18 protein-coding genes and 1 other RNA gene are annotated in these 19,672 nt (G+C 68.9%); 1 reads left to right on the top strand and 18 read right to left on the bottom strand.

Features of this window, described 5'->3' with window-relative positions:
* Nucleotides 1-11: 11 nt before the first annotated feature.
* The 14 genes from dnaX to ispG all read right to left on the bottom strand — a co-directional run bounded on the left by dnaX (nucleotide 12) and on the right by ispG (nucleotide 14,186).
* Nucleotides 12-1,694: a DNA polymerase III subunit gamma/tau gene (dnaX, locus tag VHR41_03870; protein HEX3233306.1), complete on the bottom strand. Its 1,683-nt coding sequence runs from the start codon at nucleotides 1,692-1,694 to the stop codon at nucleotides 12-14.
* A gap of 18 nt (nucleotides 1,695-1,712) precedes the next feature.
* Nucleotides 1,713-1,812: signal recognition particle sRNA small type (gene ffs / locus VHR41_03875), an RNA gene on the bottom strand.
* A gap of 38 nt (nucleotides 1,813-1,850) precedes the next feature.
* On the bottom strand, nucleotides 1,851-2,786 hold the full coding sequence (locus tag VHR41_03880) for a YihY/virulence factor BrkB family protein (protein HEX3233307.1): 936 nt from the start codon (nucleotides 2,784-2,786) through the stop codon (nucleotides 1,851-1,853).
* The gene (locus VHR41_03885) at nucleotides 2,783-3,187 is read right to left on the bottom strand and encodes a YtxH domain-containing protein (GenBank protein HEX3233308.1); all 405 of its coding nucleotides are present in this window, start codon (nucleotides 3,185-3,187) and stop codon (nucleotides 2,783-2,785) included. The genes VHR41_03880 and VHR41_03885 overlap by 4 nt, the downstream gene beginning before the upstream one ends.
* A gap of 10 nt (nucleotides 3,188-3,197) precedes the next feature.
* Nucleotides 3,198-4,613, bottom strand: a complete 1,416-nt coding sequence (locus VHR41_03890; protein HEX3233309.1) for a class II fructose-bisphosphate aldolase — start codon at nucleotides 4,611-4,613, stop codon at nucleotides 3,198-3,200.
* A gap of 115 nt (nucleotides 4,614-4,728) precedes the next feature.
* Nucleotides 4,729-6,141: a glucose-6-phosphate isomerase gene (locus VHR41_03895; GenBank protein HEX3233310.1), complete on the bottom strand. Its 1,413-nt coding sequence runs from the start codon at nucleotides 6,139-6,141 to the stop codon at nucleotides 4,729-4,731.
* Nucleotides 6,138-6,914, bottom strand: a complete 777-nt coding sequence (locus VHR41_03900; protein HEX3233311.1) for an MBL fold metallo-hydrolase — start codon at nucleotides 6,912-6,914, stop codon at nucleotides 6,138-6,140. Before VHR41_03900 ends, VHR41_03895 begins: the two co-directional genes overlap by 4 nt.
* Before the next feature lie 3 nt (nucleotides 6,915-6,917).
* Nucleotides 6,918-8,381, bottom strand: a complete 1,464-nt coding sequence (gene pyk, locus VHR41_03905; GenBank protein ID HEX3233312.1) for a pyruvate kinase — start codon at nucleotides 8,379-8,381, stop codon at nucleotides 6,918-6,920.
* 24 nt (nucleotides 8,382-8,405) lie between these two features.
* The gene (locus tag VHR41_03910; protein ID HEX3233313.1) at nucleotides 8,406-10,010 is read right to left on the bottom strand and encodes an amidohydrolase; all 1,605 of its coding nucleotides are present in this window, start codon (nucleotides 10,008-10,010) and stop codon (nucleotides 8,406-8,408) included.
* Between the two features lie 229 nt (nucleotides 10,011-10,239).
* Nucleotides 10,240-11,052 carry a hypothetical protein gene (locus VHR41_03915; GenBank protein HEX3233314.1) on the bottom strand — a complete coding sequence of 271 codons (813 nt, stop codon included), beginning with the start codon at nucleotides 11,050-11,052 and terminating at the stop codon, nucleotides 10,240-10,242.
* A 65-nt stretch (nucleotides 11,053-11,117) separates the two neighbouring features.
* Nucleotides 11,118-11,702, bottom strand: coding sequence for a peroxiredoxin (locus VHR41_03920; GenBank protein HEX3233315.1), 585 nt, complete (start codon nucleotides 11,700-11,702; stop codon nucleotides 11,118-11,120).
* 24 nt (nucleotides 11,703-11,726) lie between these two features.
* Entirely contained in the window at nucleotides 11,727-12,233 is a 507-nt protein-coding gene (locus VHR41_03925; GenBank protein ID HEX3233316.1) for a TlpA disulfide reductase family protein, read from the bottom strand.
* Nucleotides 12,230-12,982 carry a cytochrome c biogenesis protein CcdA gene (locus VHR41_03930; protein HEX3233317.1) on the bottom strand — a complete coding sequence of 251 codons (753 nt, stop codon included), beginning with the start codon at nucleotides 12,980-12,982 and terminating at the stop codon, nucleotides 12,230-12,232. The genes VHR41_03925 and VHR41_03930 overlap by 4 nt, the downstream gene beginning before the upstream one ends.
* On the bottom strand, nucleotides 12,948-14,186 hold the full coding sequence (gene ispG, locus VHR41_03935; GenBank protein ID HEX3233318.1) for a flavodoxin-dependent (E)-4-hydroxy-3-methylbut-2-enyl-diphosphate synthase: 1,239 nt from the start codon (nucleotides 14,184-14,186) through the stop codon (nucleotides 12,948-12,950). The genes VHR41_03930 and ispG overlap by 35 nt, the downstream gene beginning before the upstream one ends.
* A 67-nt stretch (nucleotides 14,187-14,253) precedes the next feature.
* Between ispG and VHR41_03940 the strand changes: the two genes are divergently transcribed.
* Nucleotides 14,254-15,261, top strand: coding sequence for a beta-ketoacyl-ACP synthase III (locus tag VHR41_03940; GenBank protein ID HEX3233319.1), 1,008 nt, complete (start codon nucleotides 14,254-14,256; stop codon nucleotides 15,259-15,261).
* Between the two features lie 17 nt (nucleotides 15,262-15,278).
* Here the strand turns inward: VHR41_03940 and VHR41_03945 are convergent, their stop codons facing one another.
* The 4 genes from VHR41_03945 to VHR41_03960 all read right to left on the bottom strand — a co-directional run bounded on the left by VHR41_03945 (nucleotide 15,279) and on the right by VHR41_03960 (nucleotide 19,672).
* Nucleotides 15,279-16,157, bottom strand: coding sequence for an aldo/keto reductase (locus tag VHR41_03945; GenBank protein ID HEX3233320.1), 879 nt, complete (start codon nucleotides 16,155-16,157; stop codon nucleotides 15,279-15,281).
* A gap of 28 nt (nucleotides 16,158-16,185) precedes the next feature.
* Entirely contained in the window at nucleotides 16,186-16,458 is a 273-nt protein-coding gene (locus tag VHR41_03950; GenBank protein ID HEX3233321.1) for a hypothetical protein, read from the bottom strand.
* 92 nt (nucleotides 16,459-16,550) lie between these two features.
* The gene (locus tag VHR41_03955) at nucleotides 16,551-16,991 is read right to left on the bottom strand and encodes a response regulator (GenBank protein ID HEX3233322.1); all 441 of its coding nucleotides are present in this window, start codon (nucleotides 16,989-16,991) and stop codon (nucleotides 16,551-16,553) included.
* 161 nt (nucleotides 16,992-17,152) lie between these two features.
* Complete coding sequence (locus VHR41_03960) at nucleotides 17,153-19,672, bottom strand: vitamin B12-dependent ribonucleotide reductase (GenBank protein HEX3233323.1); 2,520 nt, start codon at nucleotides 19,670-19,672, stop codon at nucleotides 17,153-17,155.

Below are 19,672 nucleotides of genomic sequence, written 5' to 3' on the forward strand. Positions count from 1 at the left end.
AAAGTAGGGGTTCAGTCGACGATCTCCAAATCTAACGCATCCGCCGCCGTGTCGAGGGCGGGATCCTTCGCGCGAAAGCCCTTGAGACGGTCGGCTTTGATACTCGCCTCCGAGGGGGGTCGGGCCGGCCGGGGGGAGGCGGCGTCGCCGGAGGCTGGCGGGGCAACCCGCAACCGGAGCGGCTGGCCGCTGATGCGCTGCAGCACCTCCTCGACCGCTCTCGCTTGGGCCTGCAGCGGCTCGGCAAAGAGCCGGTGCGGCTCGTCCAGCGCGACGGTGAGCCAGGGCGGGTCGAGCGCGACCGGGGTGGCGTTGGCCAGCGCCTCGCCCAGGAAGCGGCTCCCGGCTCGCACGTCTGTGACCACTGCCTCCCAGGACTGCCGCACCTGCTCGAGCTCGGCCGACCCTTGCCCGATGGGCGGCCGGACCGGCGTAGCGGCCGGTGGTCCCGGTTCTGAAGCGGCGGGGGGCGCCGGGCGGGTCGGTCGAGTCGGCGGCGGGTTCCCCGCACCTCGCGGTGCGGCCGGGGAGGCCCGCTCCGCTGCCCTTGGAGCACCTCCACCGGGATGGGAGGCGAGCACCTGGGCGAGGTCGACCGTGCGGTCCATCATGGCCCACCGGAGCAGCAACGTCTCGACCACCAGCCGCGGGTTCACGCTGCGACGAATGGAGGTCTCACTCTCGGTGAGCAGCCGAAGCATGCGGAGGACGTCACCCGGCTCCAGACGGTTCCGAAACTCCGCCAGCGTTGCCCGCATCGCCTCGGTGAGCCCCTCTGGCTCCTGACCCAGCTGGAGGATCAGCAGCGCCCGAAGAGTCTCCCCCGCCCCGGCCATGAACTCCGCCAGATCGGCGCCGGCGTTGCTGAGCCGGTCGATGAGGGGAAACACACCGGCCGGCTGCCGCTCGGCGACCAGCGCGAGCACTTCGGCGTAGAGCTCATCGCCTACCAAGCCCAGGACCTCGCGCACCCGCTGGGCGGTGACGGTGCCTTCCCCGAAGCTGAGGCACTGGTCCAGCACCGAGAGCGCGTCACGCATGCCCCCATCCGCGTGGCGTGCGATGAGGGTGAGCGCATCGTCGTCGGCCTCGATCCCCTCGGCGTCGAGGACCTGGCGCAGCCGCTCCCGAATCGCGGCCGGAGCGATCCGCCGGAAATCGAACCGCTGCAGCCGGGAGAGCACCGGGGCCGCGGCCGCGGCAATCTTCTGCGGCTCGGTGGTGGCGAAGACGAAGACCACGCCCGGTGGCGGCTCCTCCAGAATCTTGAGCAACGCGTTCCAAGCCTCCCGGGTCAGCATGTGGGCCTCGTCCACGATGTAGACCTTGAAGCGGCCCTCCTGCGAGGCGGCGTACATGGCGCGCTCGCGCAGATCGCGCGCGTCGTCCACCCCGCGGTTGCTGGCCGCGTCGATCTCCACCACGTCCAGGTTGGCGGATCCGTTCCAGACCCGGACGCAGTTCTCGCATTCTCCGCAGGGATCGCCGGAGGACAAGCGGTTGGGGCAGTTGAGCGCCATCGCCAGGATGCGGGCGGCGGTGGTCTTCCCGACTCCGCGCGGGCCGGTGAGGAGATAGCCATGGCCCACCCGGCCTCGGGCAACGGCGCCGCGGAGGACGGCGGCTACGTGGTCCTGGACCAGGAGGTCGGCGAAGCGCTTCGGACGGTATCGACGGGCGAGTGCGATGGTCATTGGCGGAGGGAAAAGAAAAGTGCCTCAGGCTCCCCGAAGCGACACCGGGCATCGCTTAGCGCTGCTACCGGCGAGGTCCTGACGCGGTTCACGCGCCGGCGCCCTTCGGACCTGAGGCACCAGTAATATACTGCCGAAGCGCCGCCGAGGGAACTCTCAGCCCAGAATGGTGCGCTGCCGCTGCTGCATGGCGCGGAGCTCCCAGGTCTCCGCGACCACACCGCCGAGCAGGAAGACGATAGCGGTGTAGTAGACCCAGAGCACGAACAGGACGCTGGCGCCGATGCTGGCGTCGCCCACGTGTCCCTCGAGCGAGGCGAAATTGGCGAGATACAGACCGTAGAGCCGCTTGGCGATCTCGAACAGCACGGCGGTGAAGGTCGAGGCCAGCAGCACCGTCTTCCAGGGCAGCCGCCGGACCGAGGCGTACCGGTAGGTGACATAGAAAAGCGAGATGGAAAAAATGAACGCCAGGAGCTCGCCGGCCACCCGCCCAAGGGTGGAAACGAAGAAGGCGAACTGGGGCACCCGCGCCGCGCCCCGCGCCCACAGGACCGCCAGGCCGGTGGTGAGCACGGTGTTCGCCAGGAACAGCACGACGGTCAGGACCACCATGCTGGCGTCTCGCAGCTTTGCCTGCAGCCAGATGACCAGGAAGTTCCGGCGCGGGGTCGGCCGGACTGAGACGTCGTAGATGTCGTTGAGCGACGTCCGCACCCCGGCGAAGAGCCGGGTGCTGAACCAGACGAAGGCCGGCACCGCGTAGAGGGAGAGGCGCCCGCGGTTCCGTGCGATGTCGGTGAGGAGTCCCTCGACTACCGCGAACGGATCGTGCCCCGGCTCCGACGAGTGCGGCGGGAAGAAGCGGTGGAACAGTCGGGTCGGCTCCACCGCGGGACCCCCTGAGATCGTCTGCGCCAGGTGGGTCAGGAGGATCAGCAGGAGCACCACCAGCGGAATGGCGGCCAGCAGCGCGTCGAAAGTGAGGGCGCTGGCGAGAAACGGAATGTTGTTTTCGTCGGCGGCCTGCAGGGTGCGGCGAAGGAACCCGGCGGGGGACCGATGCCACCCGCCGGACCGGAGCCCGCTCAGGCGAGCGGCTCCTCGAGATCGCCGACGGCGCGGCGTCGGGCGCGGGCCTCCGACAGGCGGCGCTCAAGCTCCTCCCGCGCCGAGGTACCGCCGGCGCGGGGGCGCACGGCGGGGAGATCGTCCGGCTCGTCGAGCGCGTCCTCGTCCTCGTCGTCCAGATCCGACAGGGCCTCCCTGCCGCTGCCGAACTGCTGGGTCAGCTCGTCGAGCTTCTCCTCGGTCATCGCCCTGAGCTTCCACAGCCGGCGCTGCAGATGCCGGCGGGTCTCCTCCCCGCTGCGCGGCGCATAGAGCAGCGCGAGCCCGGCGCCGAGCACGGCGCCCCAGAAGAGCCACTTGGCGGACGAATCGCCCGGGCGCTCCACGTACACCACCTCACGGTCCTGCTTGCGGCGTGGCATGCGAATCTCCCTATTCCCCGGCGTCGGGGTCGTCGGCCGCCGCGACCAGCACGGGCTTGAGGGCCGCGTGATGCTGGATCGGGGCCTGGACGAAGCGAAGAACGTCCTTCTCCGTCCCGTTGACGTTGAGCTGCTCGAAGAGGAATGCGAACATGCGCTCGAGGTCGGCCGCGATGGCGCCGCGGACATCCTCGGGCAGCGACCAGAACTCCCGCTTGAACGGCCCGATGGCCTTCTTCCGGGCCTTATAGTAGAACTGCTCGTTGGTGTCACCGCTCTTCCGCTCGGCCGCCGCATTCTCGTCCACCCAGCGGCGCAGGTCGTCCCGCAGCTCGCTGGGCAGCCGGGGGTGATCGAAGACGATGTTCTGGAAGTTGGTGGCCAGATGGATCTCGGCGGTCTCGATGCGGGGGAAGTTGCCGAAGGCGTTGGAGGGGAGGGTGCTGGCGCCGTGCTGGACCGCGCCAGCCAGCCCGTACTCCTCCCGGGCCGATCGGGACAGCGCCGCCAGCGCCTGGAGATCGATCTTCACATCGGCGATCGACCCGTCGGGCAGCACGACGCCGCCGTGGGAGGTGCCGGTCTGCACCGAGATCTTGCTGATGCCCTCGCCGGTCCCGAGGGTGGCCAGGCTCCGGCGATAGCCCTGCATGAAGGCGTGGAGCTCCTCGACGGTGCTGTTCTTCATCCCCACCTCACCGATCTCGGCGCCGACGGAGGCAGTCACGCCCCCGGGCTCCTGGGTTCGGATGAAGCTGGTGATCTCCGCCGCGCGTTCGTAGTTGACCCGCTGCTGCTCTTCCAGCGTGGCCTGGGAAAGGTCGACCAGCGTGGAGGTGTCGACGTCGATGTTGTAGAAGCCGGCGCCGATCTCCTCCTGGATGAGCTTCTTGACCTCGCCGATCTCTCCTTCCGGGTCGGCAGCGTATTTCTTCTGATTGACCTGACAGTGATCGCCCTGGATGAAGAGCGGAAGAACGTAGCCCTCGCGGAGTGCGGCGCCGATCATCACGGCAACGTATTCGGCGGGCCGCTGGTCGGTGTAGGCGATCTCGGAGCGGGCGATCTCCAGCAGGATGGCGCCCGCCCGTCCGGCCTTGGCGGCGCGGAAGATGGCCCGGGCCGTGTCGTACGCCATGGTGCGGACGTTGATGGCCGGGACGGTGAAGCCGCTCACGTCACCGCGGCCGCGCGCCATGTACAGGCTATTGATGGACGCGGGCCGCGCGCCGGTCACCTGCCCCAACTCCCACAGGAGCCAGCGCGCCGCCTCCCGCTGCTCGGCGGTCCCGAAGACCGCCTGCCAGACGAGGCGGTCGGTGGCGGGAGAGCGGAGCTGGCCGGGATCTCGCACCGTGACCCCGCCGGGCACCACCGTGACCGCCCCGGCATAAAGCTCCACCGCCTGCTGGATTTCGTCAGCCATGTGCCGTGCATCCTCCTTCCGGCCGCCTGCCTGCGACCGTGGGACAAAGGTAGGCCCCGGCTCTGGGACCGTCAAACAGTTTGGCCGCCAGGGCCGGTCGCGCGGGGAGACCCGATCAGGTCTCGTCGGCGGTGCCGGGGGCGGCCGCCGCCGGGGTCTGGTATCCGGGTCGGCCCATCGCCGCGTAGGTGAGACGCTTACCCAGCTCGACGCCGGGCTGATCGAAGGGATCGATGCCGTACCAGACGCCGGCGTAGCCGGTGGCCAGCTGGAAGAAGAAGAACATGATCGCCTCGCCCAGGCTCGCGGGGCTGAGATCGGGCAGGCGAAGGGTGCAGCTCATGCGCCCCATCTGAGCCAGCGCCGCCGCCGTCGCCTCGTATTCGGCGCGCAGCAGCTCGCCCAGGGTGTGCCCTGGCAGGTAGGCCAGGTCGGCTGGCAAGGCCGGCGGCGAGCCGGAGCTCGGCGCCGCCGGCGCCGGGATGCGGACGTCCTCCCCTAGATCGTCCACCGTGACGAAGGTGATCACCTTGTCGAACGGGCCCTCCATGAAGAGCTGAACCTGGCTGTGCTGGTCGGTGGCGCCCACCGCGGCCACCGGCGTCGGACCGGTGTACACTGTCCGCCCCTCGCGATCGACCCGCTTCCCCAGGCTCTCCGCCCAAAGCTGCCGGTACCACTCGGCCAGCTCGCGGAGCCGGTCGGTGTAGGGCATCAGCACGTTGATCCGAGCCCCGAGCGCGGTATCAGCGGCCCAGTGGAGCGCGGCGTAGAGCGCGGGCGGATTCCGCAGCAGGTCGGCCGCCTCGGCGCGCTCCCGCGCGCGCGCCGCGCCGGCCAGGAGGGCCTCGATGTCGACGCCGGCGAGCGCCGCGGGCAAGAGCCCGACCGGCGAGAGCACGCTGAAGCGGCCGCCCACGGCCGGCGGCACGCTGAGGGTAGCGATGCCATCGGTGGCCGCGATCTCGCGCAGCGCGCCGCGCGCGGGATCCGTGGTGAAGACGAGATGGCGGTACGCCGCCGCGCCCAGCGCTTCCTCCAGCCAGGCGCGCACCACCAGGTACTGCGCCATCGTCTCCGCGGTGCCGCCCGACTTGCTGATCACGTTCACCAGCACGCGGCGAGGATCGATCCGCCGGAGCGCGGCCGCCACCGTGGTGGGATCGATGTTGTCCAGCACGCTCACCCGGGGGAAGAATTCGCGTCCCTCGTCGTCCCATTCGTTCCAGGCGGGGCGGCGCAGCGCGTTCAGCAGCGCTTTGGTCCCGAGCGCGGATCCACCGATGCCGAGCACCAGGACGTGATCGTGCGCCTGGCCGAGCCCCTCGGCGAAGCGGGTGATCTCGCGGACGGCCTCCGGCTGGCTGACCAGATCGTAGAAGGCGTACTCGCCGGCGGCCCGGCGCCGTTGGACCTCGTCCTGCACCGCGCCGAAGCGGCCGGCCAGCTCGGTGAGGCGGGTGCGGGGGAGACCATGCCCGCCATCGAGTCGATCCTGGAGCATGCGACCGTAGGCGAGCGTGATCACGGAACCTCGACCGTCAGGCCGTCGAAGGCCGGCATGATGCCCTCGGGCAGTTGCTCAGCCAGGGCGGCGTGACCGGTCTCGTGGGTGAGATGGGTGAGATAGGTTCGCTTGGCGCCGAGGGACTGGGCCGTCTGCACGGCCTCAGGAATGCTGAGGTGCGTCGGATGGGAGCGCCACCAGAGCGCGTTGATCACCAGCACATCGAGGCCGCGCAGGCTGGCGCGCTGCGCCTCGGGAATCGACTTCACGTCGGTAATGTACGCCAGTGCCCCGATCCGATACCCGAACACCCGCAGGTGGCCATGGTCGAACGCCAGGGGCAGCACCTCGACACCAGCGATACGGATGGGGCGCCCCGGCTCGAGCGCGTGCATCTCAAGCGTCGGCTTGGAGGTCCCCTCGTAGGGACGCACCGCGTCATCGAAGATGTAGTTGAAGGACGTCCGTAAACGATCGAGCGTCTCGGCGGGTCCGTAGATGGGCAACGCCCGGCGGCCGCGCACCGAGAAGCTGCGGAGATCGTCGATACCGTTGATATGGTCGGCATGCTCGTGGGTGTAGATCACCGCGTCGACGCGGGAGAGGCCGGCAGCGATGAGCTGGAGCCGGAGCTCGGGCGGGGTGTCTATCAGGATGGTGGCATCGCCGGCCTGCAGCGCCGCCCCCGAACGGGTGCGTTTGTCGCGGGGGTCGGCGGACCGGCAGACTGCGCAGTCACAGCCGATCTGGGGCACGCCGAACGACGTGCCCGTGCCCAGAAAGGTGAGGCGCATGCCCTATACTGCTTCGATCTTGAGGAGGTTGGTAGTCCCGGGCATGTCGAACGGGACTCCGGCGGTGACGACAAGGCGTTCGCCCGGCTGCGCCAGCCCGCGCTCCAGGATCTGCTGGCGGGCGATCCCCAGCATCACCTCATAGTCGGTGGAGTGCTGGATGAGCGCGGGGGTGACGCCCCACACCAAGGCAAGCTGACGGAAGGTCTCCGGCTCGGGGGTCGAGGCGAAGATCGGGACGGTGGGACGGCAGGTCGCCACCTTCCGAGCGGTGAAGCCACTGCTGGTGAAGCAGACGATGAGCGGGGCCGACAGCATCTCCGCCGCGGCGCACACGGCGACGGCGATCGCGTCCTCGGTGCGCACCGGTCCGCTCTGTCCCTGCCGGTGCTGCGGGAGGGGAACGCCTTCGGAGGCCCGGCGGCCCAGCGCGGCGTCGATGGTGACGCCCCGCCCCTGGCGCTGCAGCTCCATCTCGCGGGCGATGCGGTCCATCGCGCACACCGCTTCCAGCGGATAGGTGCCGACCGCCGTCTCCGCCGACAGCATCACCGCGTCGGTGCCGTCCAGGATCGCGTTGGCCACGTCGGACGCCTCAGCCCGGGTCGGTCGGGGGGCCTGGACCATCGACTCCAACATCTGGGTGGCGGTGATGACCGGTTTACCATGCAGCCCCGCTTCCCGGATGATCTGCTTCTGCATCAGGGGGACTTCCTCGAATGGCAGCTCCACGCCGAGATCGCCCCGGGCCACCATGATGGCGTCGGACGCGTCGAGGATGCCGCACAGGTTCTTGAGCGCGGTGTCCTTCTCGATCTTGGCGATCAGCCTGGTGCTGCGGGGGACCAGGGTGCGGAGCTGCTCCATGTCCTCCGGCCGGCGGACGAACGAGAGCGCGACGTAATCCACCCCGACGGCCACCGCCTGAGCCACGTCCTCGAGGTCCTTCTCCGTCAGGGCCGGCGCGCTCACCTCGATGCCGGGCAGGTTCATTCCCTTGTGCGATTTGACCAGCCCGCCGTAGTGCACCATCGCGACCACCCGCCGATCCATCACCTGGATGACTTCGGCGTTCAACAGCCCGTCGTCGAGCAGGATCCTGGCGCCGACCCGTACGTCGTTGGCCAGAGCATCGTAGGTGGTCGGAATCTCCCCCGGCGAGGCCTCCTCTTCCGGCGCGAAGACGACCCGCTCGCCCGACTCCAGCCGCAGTGGCTCGGCCAGCGTGCCGACCCGGATCCGTGGGCCTTGCAGATCGAGCAGCAGGGCGACGGAATCGCGGCGGCCATCGGTGACGGTTCGGAGCTGCTCGATCCAGCGGTTGCGGATCTCGGCAGTGCCGTGCGACGCGTTGATCCGGACGACATCCACACCGGCGTCGATCAGGGCGGTCATCTGCGCCGGCTGGTCCCACGCCGGGCCCAGCGTGGCGACGATCTTGGTGCGGCGAACCTGGGTACGAGACATGGGCTGGAGTTTAATGGCAGCAGGTCACACCTGCATCACCACCTCGCCGGCGACGACGGTGAGCACGGCGCGAGCGGTGCGAAAGGCGTCTCCACTGCCCTGCTCCGCCTCCGGCGCCACTCGCCATGCGACCAAGTCGGCATCCTGACCCGGCGCCAGGGTGCCCCGGCGGTGCCCCACGCCGCCCGCCAGCGCGGCACCAGCCGTGTAGCCGCGGACGGCGTGCTCGAAGCCAAGCTTCTCCTCGGGATACCAGCCGCCGGCGGGGCCGCCCGCATTGCCGCGCCGCTCCATCGCCGCATACACCCCTTCGCGGGGATCGATGGAGGCCACCGGCACGTCGCTCCCGAATACCATGGGCGTCCGCCGCCGAAGCAGGGTGCGGAAGGCATAGGCCCCGGCGCCGCGCTCACCCCAATGCCGATCGACCAGAGGAATGTCGGTCAGGAGATGCGCCGGCTGCATCGAGGCGACTATGCCACCGGCGGCGGCGCGATCGAGATCCTGTGGGTGGACGCATTGAAAGTGCTCGATGCGGTGGGGAATGGCCGCTCGCGGCGCGTCGGAGAGGAGATCGAGCGCGCGCCGCACGGCCGCGTCGCCGATGGCATGCACCGTCGCCGCGATCCCCGACGCCGCGGCGGTGTGCACGGCCGCCTGGGCCTCCGCCGCGCTGGTGATGGCCATGCCGCGGTCCCGGCTGCCGGCATACGGATCGAGCATCCACGCGGTCCGGCTCCCCAGACTTCCGTCGAGAAACATCTTGACGCCGCCGATGGTGAGCCATTCGGAGCCGGTCCCGCTGCGGATCCCCCGGGCGACGAGATCCGGCAGCGCCTCGACCGGTGGGTGGAACAGCACGCGGAGCCGCAGGCGGCCACCAGCCTCGAGCCGGCGGAAGGTCTCGAGTACCCGGGTACCCTCCACGTCGTGAATGCCGGTGACACCGAGCCGGTGGGCCTCGGCTTGCGCCTCTTGCAGGGCCCCGTCCAGCATCGGATCGGGGGGCTCCGGGAGATAGGGCGTCATGAGCCCGACCGCTCGCTCCAGCAGGAGTCCCGTGGGCTCCCCCGCCGCGTCGCGCACGATTCGTCCCCCGAAGGGATCGGGCGTGTCGCGGGAGATGCCCGCCACCCGCAGCGCCGCGCTGTTCACCCAGGCTGCGTGCACGTCGAGTGAGTCCAGGTAGATCGGTCCGGGCTGGAGCGCGTCGAGCGCATAACGATCGGGCGGCGTGGGCCATCCATTCGCGTCCCAGCCCTGGCCCTGGACCCAGCCCTGGACCGGCGAGGCCGCCGCGATCTTCTCCAGCGCGGCGTCACGGGTCCCGACGCCGGCCAGCTCCACTCTCCGCCGGTTGAGCGCCCACATGGCGAAGTGGGTGTGCCCGTCCACGAAGCCGGGGGTCACCAGGGTTTCCCGCCAGTCGAACGAGGGGGTGCCCGCGGGAACCATCCTCGCCACGGCCTGAGCCTCGCCGACCGCTCGAATGCGTCCTTCCTGCCACCAGATCGCGTCGCCGGAGAGGCCAGGCGCCAGGGTGAGAATGCGGCGAGCCCGGACGAAGCCCGAGCCGGCGAGATTGGCCGGAATCACTGCGGGTGGGGTGGTTGTGAGGGCGCTTTCCACATGTTGAAAAGTCTAGGAAGTGAATATCTGGAAGAGCGGGAAAACGGGAGAAAACGCTTCTACTGAACCTAAGATGCGACTGGATACGAGCATCGTAAGTACTATGTTTTAAGCCTATATCAGTACTGTCACCACTAGCCCAAGCGAGAATGGCGACAGTGTCGCCATACCTCAAGTAATTATTCAGATTCGATGATTATGAACATCCTCTACATGGCGAAAGTGCAACTTATGGGCGTTCGAGACCCATCAGCTGCAGACTCCCACCCCCGCCCTCGTATTGGGGCCCCACGAAGTGAATCGGTGAAGTCTTGAGGGCGGCGGCGAAGTCGTCCTTCCCGATGACCCGAAAGGAACCGGCCATTCCGAGGGTCCAGACTGGCTGAAGCACCAGCCTGCCGCCCGCAGGGCCGCCCCGCTCGCCCGCGCTCCAGGCCAGCTCCACCTGCCCAGCCGTTTTGCTGCCGCTGGTCGACGGCCGGCGGTCCCAGGTCACGCTCGTCTTGCCGACGTTCACCTGGAAGCGGTCTGCCGGGGGCGCCATGATGGTGTCCTCCTCACCCGGGGCGGCCTTCCCCATGACCAGCTTGGCCCCACGGACCTGGGCGCCGACGTTCTTGGCGTAATGGACCAGGTGCCCGCTATTGCTGAGGACGAGCAGCGCCACGTCCCGCGGCCTACCACCGGCCGCTGCCGCCGCTGTGGCCGTCCATACCCCGAAGAGGAGCGGCTTCCGGCCATTCTTGGAGGCGAAGCTGAAGCCCGGGCCGCGCAGAGTATCCAGCGCGTAGAGACACAATCGGGAGGGGGTCCACGTCGCGAATTCAGGCTGATCCTTCACCACGCCACGCACCGCCGGATGCAGCTCTCCCGCCTGGGCGGCGGAGAGCGGCCGGTAGTTTTCCGGGATGGCCTTTCGCGCGGCGGCAGGATTCAGCAGGAGTTGGACACAGAAGGCCGATCGAAGTCCCTCGATCTGGTAGGGCTCCGTTGGCTCGCGATTCTTCTCCTGGGCGGGCAGCGTCGATGCAGCCAGGAGCAACGGCAGCGCCGCACACAGCAGCGGTCGGTATCGGATGATGGCGTCCTCCGCGAAATGTCCGCCGCTCAGGCCCCTCGCGCCTTCCGGACCGCGGCCCCGAGCTCGGCGTAGTGTTTGGGATCGAGCGCGTTGAATCTGAGGTTGCGATACTTCACCGCTCCGTCAGGACCGACCACGTACACGGTCCGCCGGGAGAAGCCGCTGGCATCGTAGCTGCCGTATCTCCGAGCGACTTTCTGATCCCGGTCACTGAGCAAGCGGAACGGCAGGTCCAGGCTGGAAGCGAACCGGGAATGCGTCTCCAGCGAGTCGGTGCTGATCCCCACTACGACGACATCGGGACCGAACAACGAATCGTACTGCTCGCCGAAGGTGCGCATCTCGGCGGTGCAGCCGCTGGTGAAGTCCCGCGGGAAGAATGCGACCACCACCGTCTTCCCCCGGTCCCGCCAGAGCTGGTAGGGGTCGTCGGCCGGCCCCACTCCATCTTTGCCGGCCCACGGCAGGGTGAAATCCGGCGCGCGGCGCCCGACTTCCGGTCCCGAGACCATGGTAGCCGTCGGTTTGCCGTAGCCAGGTTCCTGGGCGCGGAGGGCGGGAGCTCCCGCAAGCAGGAGAGCGGAGATGAGAGCCAGGGCGCGAGCGTGCATGAGCGGAGAGCCTCGGACGAAGGTTTATCGGTGCTCGGTGACTCGGCGAAGCACGGCAGCGATGTCCTGGGTGCCGCCGAGGCCGGTGTAGGCCACCTTCCCCGCGGCATCCACCACGACGACATAGGAGGTGGACGGCACTTGGTAGGCGCGGATGCTGGTACCCTGATCGTCGTAGAGGGTGCGGAAAGGAGGGTGATCGGTGGCCAGATACCGGCGCACCCGCGTGGGGGTCTGGTTCACGGTGACGTTCACGCCGATGAATTCCACGCGATCGCCGAACTCCTGGTGCGCCGCCTCGACCCGGGGAAGCAGCTCCTTGCAGAGCTCGCACCAGGTGGCCCAGAACTCCAACAGCACGGGCTTCCGGCCGATGAACTGAGCCAGATCGACCGGCTTGCCGTCGAGGTCGTCGACCGACACCGCGGGGGCCTTGGCGCCGACCGCTATGCCGGCATCCTGCCCGGCCACCGGGCCTGCGAGACCGGCCAGAGCCGCGCCAACTACGAGGACCTCGCGCCACCGCCTCACAGGACGCCTCCCATCCGCACCAGGTAGTACTCGGCCATCCCGATCAGGAGCACGCCCCCTGCTCGCTTGATCCAGACCATCCATCGGCCTGCCCGCGGCAAGGCCGTCACCAGCCCACCGAACAGGCCGACCGCGACCAGGAGCGCCGTCATTCCCAGGGAGAACACCAGCAGATAGAGAAAGCCCAGCGCCGCACTGCCGCTCCTCGCCACGAAGGTGAGCACCGCAGCGAAGGCCGGCGCGCCGCAGGGAGCGGCCACCAGTCCCGAGGCGGCGCCCATCGCGAACGCGGCGGCGGGGGAGTCACCCACCAGTCGGCCGGCCCACGCGGCCCAACGCGCCGGTGCGCTCACGGTAAAGACGTCCAGCATGGCCAGGCCGAACACCAGCAGCAGATTGGCCGTCAGAAAGTACGCCCAGGGGCTCGAGCTGACCGTGCCGAAGAGCGTACCCGTCAGCCCGGCAAGCAGGCCGAGCAGCGAGTAGACCAGCGCCAAGCCCGTGACGTAGGACAGGGTCAGCGCCACCGCCCGAGCGCGCGCCGGCCGGCGGGTGCCCAGCCCACTCAGCACGCCCGCCGTGATGGGGATCATCGGGTAGACGCAGGGTGTGAGACTGGTCGCGAGGCCGGCGCCAAAGAGCAGCGGAATCGCCACCAGCGGCTGCTCGCGGAGCGTGGAGTCGAGACCGGCGACGAGCTGGGTGTGGGACACGTCACCCGGCCCGGGGAGCGACCGAGTGCGCGTCATAGCGGCTGGCCACGTAGTCCTCGAGGATCTGGAGGAACTCGGGCACGATCGCCTCACCTTTCAGCGTCAGCATGAGCCGGCCATCGATGTACACCGGCGCCTTGGGCTCCTCGAACGTCCCCGGGAGGGAGATGCCGATGTCGGCGTGCTTGGATTCGCCAGGCCCGTTCACAACGCAACCCATGACGGCGACCTTCATCTCCGCCACCCCGGGTCGCTCCTCCCGCCACACCGGCATCTTGGCGCGGAGATAGTCCTGAATCTCCTGGGCCATCTGCTGAAAGAAGGTGCTGGTGGTTCGGCCGCAGCCGGGACAGCTGGTCACCTGCGGGCTGAAGCTCCTGAGGCCGAGCGACTGGAGCACCTGCTGGGCCACCTGGACCTCTTCCGTACGGTCACCGCCGGGGGCGGGCGTGAGAGAGACGCGGATGGTATCCCCGATTCCCTCCTCCAGCAGAATGCTGAGCCCGGCCGTGCTCGCGATGATCCCCTTGGATCCGAGCCCGGCCTCGGTGAGACCGAGATGCAACGGGTAGTCGCACCGGCCGGCAAGCATCCGGTAGACATCGACCAGGTCCTGCACCCCCGACACTTTCGCGCTGAGCACGATGCGGTCGTGGGGCAGCCCGGTGTCTTCGGCGAGCTCGGCGGACTGGAGCGCGCTCTCGACCATCGCATCCATGGTGACCGCGCGGGTGTCTCGCGGCGTGGCCAGCCGCGCGTTCGCGTCCATCATCTCCGTCAGCAGCTGCTGGTCGAGCGAGCCCCAGTTGACCCCGATCCGTACCGGCTTGTCGTTGGCAATCGCCACCTCCACGATGGCGCGGAAGTGCTCGTCGTGCCGCTTCCCACCCACGTTCCCCGGGTTGATCCGGTACTTGGCCAGCGCCTCCGCGCAGGCGGGATAGCGGGTCAGCAGCAGATGGCCGTTGTAGTGGAAGTCGCCCACGATCGGCACCGTGACGCCCATGCCCTCGAGCTGCTCGACGATCTCGGGCACCGCCGCCGCCGCCGCCTCGTTGTTGACTGTCACCCGCACCAGCTCGCTCCCGGCCCGGCCCAGCTCGGCCACCTGCTGGACCGTGCTCGCGACATCGGCCGTGTCGGTGTTGGTCATCGACTGGACCACGATCGGGTGCGCCGAACCCACGGGAACACCGCCGATCGAGGCGGTAACGGTCCGGCGTCGGGGAAAGGGTGGCATCGCCGGAATATAACTCCGCGCCAAGGGCGTTCTTGCGCGGGGTTCCCGACCTCCGCGAAATTCGGGGATGCCTCCGAACCCCGAGTCTGTCACTCCCCGGGCCGCCATCACCGGCGTGGGCGGGTACGTGCCGGCACGGGTGGTGACCAACCTCGAGCTCGCTGCCCGGCTGGACACCTCGGACGAGTGGATCGTGACCCGCACCGGCATCCGCGAGCGCCGGCGGGGCGCGCCGGGCGAAACCACCTCCACGATGGGCGCGGAGGCGGTGCGCCGACTGATGGCGCAACGCGGTCTGGGACCGGACGACGTGGGCGCACTGATCGTGGCGACGGTCAGTCCCGACATGCTCTTCCCGGCTACCGCCTGTCTGATCCAGGATCAGGTCGGGTTGCGGAACACCTGGGGATTCGACCTCTCGGCGGCCTGCTCCGGCTTCCTCTACGCCCTTACGACCGGCGCGCAGATGGTGGTGGCCGGCGCGCACCGGCGGGTGATCGTGGTGGGGGCCGACCTGATGAGTGCGATCATCGACCCGCTCGACCGGACCACGGCCGTCCTGTTTGGCGACGGCGCCGGCGCGGTGCTGCTGGAACGGGCCGAGCCAGGTTTCGGAATCCTGGACTTCTACCACCGGGTGGACGGGAGTGGTCGAGACGATCTGCTGATGCCCGCCGGAGGGAGTCTGCATCCCGCCAGCACGGCGACCGTTACCGCCCGGCAACATTTCCTGCGCCAGAATGGACGGGTGGTCTTCAAGTTCGCCATCTCCCAGATGACCGAGTGCATCGAGATTCTGCTGGGCCGGCACCAGCTCACCCCCGCCGACATCGCGCTGGTCATTCCCCATCAGGCAAACCAGCGGATTCTCGATGCCACCGCCGAGCGGTTGGGGCTGCCGGCTGAGCGGATGGCGTCGGTGATCGCGCGCTACGGCAACACCACCGGGGCGACGCTCCCACTCGCACTGGAAGACGCGCTGTGCCACGGACGCATCAAGCGCGGAGACCTGGTGGTGTTCGTGGCGGTGGGAGCGGGATTCACGGTCGGCGCAACCCTGGTCCGCTGGCAATAGCGCGGGACCGGCGCGGGCTAGGGCGCCGTCGAGAACTCGGCCGCGTCGATGGCAGCCAGATCGGCGGGCGTGAGGGTGAGATCGGCGGCCCCGATGGCGTCCAACGCGTGCGCCACCGTGCGCGCGCTCGGAATCGCGATCACCGCTGGCGACTGTGCCAGGACCCAGGCCAGCACCAGCGCGTGGGGCGACGCGCCGACTCGGGCTGCCATCGCCTGCAGGACCGGATGGGCGGGGAGCTTGCGGTTGAGCCGGCCGCCGCCGGTGGGACTGTAGGCGAGAAACCCGATGCCTCGCCCGGTGCAGTGACGCAGCACCCCCGTCGTCAGGGCCTCCCGAAAGAACGGATTGAGCCGGTTCTGCACGCTGGTGACCGGGAGGATCGACTCGGCCGTCCGGATCTGCTCGACCGAGACGTTGGACAAGCCGACCCGGCGGACCTTGCCCTCCCGGCGCAGCTCCTCCAGGGCGCCGATGCTCTCGGCGAACGGCACTCTCGGGTCGGGTGCGTGGAGCTGGTAGAGATCGATCTGCTCGACCTCGAGCGCCCGGAGGGAGCGATCGCAGGCGGCCCGGAGGTGCGCCGGTCGGGCGTCGCTCTCCCAGGCGCCGTTCCGCCGGACGATCCCGCCCTTGGTTGCCACCTGCACGGTTCCGCGATCCCCGCCCCAGGTCCGGAGCGCCCGGGCGATCAGCCGCTCGTTGTGACCGACATCGTGCTGGTCCAAGCAGTACGCGTCGGCGGTGTCCAGGAGAGTCACGCCGGCATCTAGCACGACGCGGAGGACCGCCAACGCCTGCGCCTCCGGGGGTCGGTCCTGAATGGAGAGATGCATCCCGCCGTAGCCGATGGCGGTGACCGGCGGGCCGTCCGGTCCGAGCGGGCGGAGGTTCACCGGCCTCCGAGCCCGGTGACCGCCGACTTCACGCCAGCCCCAACTGCCTGGTGAGCCGGCGCCAGTCGTCGGCGCCCAGGATCCCCTGCTCCAGCAAGGGGCTCAGGGTCGCCAGGATCTCGGCGCGGGAGCCATCGATCCGCCGATCCCGCAGCTCGCTGATCATGCGAGAGAAGCGGTGCTCGTACTCGTCCGCCTTGAGGTCCCCACTGGTGCGCTGGGCCGCGAGCTTGCGGAGCTCCTCCGCCACCCGCGCGGGGGTCACGGGCTTGAGGGTGTCGCCCTGCTGGTCAGCCGACATGTCGTACCTCTCACAAGGCCATGGGTGAGGTGAAGCGACGATCCACCTGCATTATGGCTCGCACCGGCGCGCCACGTCCAGGGTCGAAGTCACTACGGTCGCCTGACCCGGCGGGGTCCACTGGTGGTGCCGCGCGGAGCGGGGCGCCGCGGCGCACCTCCCAGGCAGCGACGCACCTGCCCCAGCAGGGCCTCGACCGAAAAGGGCTTGCCCAGCACGGCACACGGAGCGACCACGCCAGCACCGGCCAGATGATCGGTGGCATACCCCGACATCAGGATGATCGGCAGGGCGGGATGGGACTCGGACAGGGTCCGGAGCAGCTCGACCCCGTCGAGCCGGGGCATGATGACGTCCGTTACGACGAGGCCGAGCCGCCGCTGTGGGTCGCCGACCAGCTCGAGCGCCTCCACGCCATCCTTCGCGGTGGTCACGTGGTAGCCCTCGCCTTCCAGGGCGCGGGCGGCGAAACGCCGCACGGCGGGCTCATCATCGACGACGAGAACGTGCTGAGGCGCCCCGGGAGAAGGCATGGATCAAATCTAACCGCGGCCGGGGGCATCGGTCGCAAGGGGGGAGGACGGCCTGAACGAGGCAACGGGACGCCCGGCCTGAGCCGGACATCCCGTTGGGGCACCACCCGTGCGCTCCTCGAGTCGGTTACGTCAATCGAGCTACCTGCGGATGACCACGATCACCCGCACTCGCTGAAGCCGCACACGTGGCACTTCATGCACCCCTCGGCGAACTCGAGCTGCGAGCCGCAGTCGGGGCAGGCGCCGGAGAGGGTGTCCTGCATCCCTCCCAGCATCATCTGTTCGCCGCCGGGACCAGCGTATGAAGGCCGCTGCGCCACGACGGGAGCCGGCTCCGCCGCGGCGGGCGCACCGGGCAGGAGCTCCTGCTGGATGCCCTGCTTCTGCTGCATCCACCGCTCGATGGCGATACCGACGGCATCGGGCACAGAGAGCACCTTGTTGGGCCCGAGACCGATGACCCGGTCGGAGCTGATCCCGCGAAGCTGCCGGTAGATCTCCTTCATCGGAATGCCGGACCGGAGGGCCAGGCTGATGAGCCGGCCGAGCGCCTCGACATCGGCCATCAACGCGCCGCCGGCCTTGCCCAGGCTCATGAACACCTCGAACGGCTGCCCCCGATCGTCCTCGGTGATGGTAACGTACAGCGTGCCCAGTGGCGTCTCCAGCCGGCGGGTGGCACCCCGGAGCAGCTCGGGGCGGGAGCGCTTCTGCCGCCGCTGCAGGTTCTCCGCCTCCAGCTCGTGCACCATCTTCCGCAGCCGCTCGTTCTCGGCCTCGAGCTCGGCGAGCTGCCCCTTGAGCTCGGGCAGGGCCTCCGCTCCGCCTGCCCGCATTCCCGCGAGGTCCGCCCGCGCCTCCGACTTGCCGCTGGAGGTGGCCTGCTCATGGACCTTCTTGGCGACCGAGCCGGTGGAGAGCACCTGCATGTCCCGGCTGCCATCGCGGTAAACCGTGACGCCCTTGCAGTTGAGCCGGTAGGCCAGACGGTAGATCTCCTCGACGTACTCCTCGGTGGCCTCGTTGGCGAAGTTGCAGGTCTTGGAGATGGCGCTGTCGTTGAACTCCTGGAACGCCGCCTGCATCCGGATGTGCCATTCGGGCTTGATGTGATTGGCAGTGACGAACACGCGCTGCCACTTGGCCGGCACCTCGGGGAAGTCGATGTGCCCGGCCTCCGCGATCCGCCGCATGAGATCGTCCGAATACCATCCCTCGGCCCGGGCGATCGCCACGAAGTCCTCGTTCACATCGGGCATGAGCACGCCGGCCTGGTTCCGCATGAAGGCTACGGCGAAGAGCGGCTCGATGCCCGAGCTGCACCCGGCGATGATGGAGATGGTGCCGGTCGGCGCGACGGTGGTGACGTTGCAGTTCCTGAGCCGGCGCATGGGCCGCACGCGCTCGCCCTTGGGGCCGCGGGCGCAGGTCTGGTCGGGACCCCAGATGCTGCGCTCCCACTCGGGGAAGACGCCGCGCTCGCGGGCCAGCCGCTCCGACTCGACCTTGGCCTCGTCGTCCACGAACTGCTGCACCTTGCGCCCCAGCGCTACGCCCTCCTCGGAGTCGTAGGGGATGCCGAGCTTGACGAAGAGATCGGCCAGCCCCATCACGCCCAGACCGATCCGCCGGATCCGCTGCGCCAGATCGGTGATCTCCTGGAGCGGATACTGGTTGGCGTCGATCACGTTCTCCAGGAAATGGGTCGAGAGGTGCACCACGCGCCGCAGATCGTCCCAGTCGATCTGACCGTCCTTCACGAAGACGCCGAGGTTGATCGATCCGAGATTGCAGACGTCGTACGGGAGGAGGGGCTGCTCGCCGCAGGGATTGGTGGCCTCGTAGGAGCCGAGGTGGGGAACCGGATTGTAATAGTTGGCCTTGTCGATGAAGAAGACGCCGGGCTCGCCGGTCTTCCAGGCGCCATGGATGATCCGGGTCCACACGTCGCGTGCCGGCAGCTGGCCGGTGACCTTTCCCGTCTTGGGATGGTGCAGATCGTACATGGCTTCGGCCTCGACTGCCGCCATGAAGGCGTCGGTGACCGCGACCGAGATGTTGAAGTTGGTGATCTTGCTGGTGTCATCCTTACAGGTGATGAACTCCATGATGTCCGGATGGTCCACCCGGAGGATGCCCATGTTGGCCCCACGCCGGGTGCCGCCCTGCTTGACGACGTCGGTGGAGGCATCGAACAGGCTCATGAAGGAGACCGGACCAGACGCCACGCCCATGGTGGAGCGCACGATGTCGTTCTTGGGCCGGAGCCGGGAAAAGCTGAACCCGGTGCCGCCGCCGGACTGATGCACCAGCGCCATGGCGCGCAGCGTGTCGTAGATCCCGCTCTTGCCGTTGGAGAGCGAATCCTCCACCGGCAGCACGAAGCAGGCGGATAGCTGGCCGAGGGGCCGGCCGGCGTTCATCAGCGTCGGCGAGTTGGGCACGAAGTACCGCTCGGCCATCAGTCCGAAGAACGCATGGGCGACCTCGTCAACCCCACCAACCGACGCGCCGTAGCGGCGGTCCGCCTCCGCAATGGTCCGGGCCACACGCCAGAACAAGTCCTCGGGGGCCTCCACCGGCTTGCCGGCGTCATCCTTGATGAGATACCGCTTCTCGAGAACCGTGATGGCATTGGGTGACAGCCGGACCGCGTCCCGTGGGGTGGACGAATTCAT

Source organism: Gemmatimonadales bacterium, assembly GCA_036265815.1.
Taxonomy (GTDB): Bacteria; Gemmatimonadota; Gemmatimonadetes; order Gemmatimonadales; family GWC2-71-9; genus CAVVWJ01.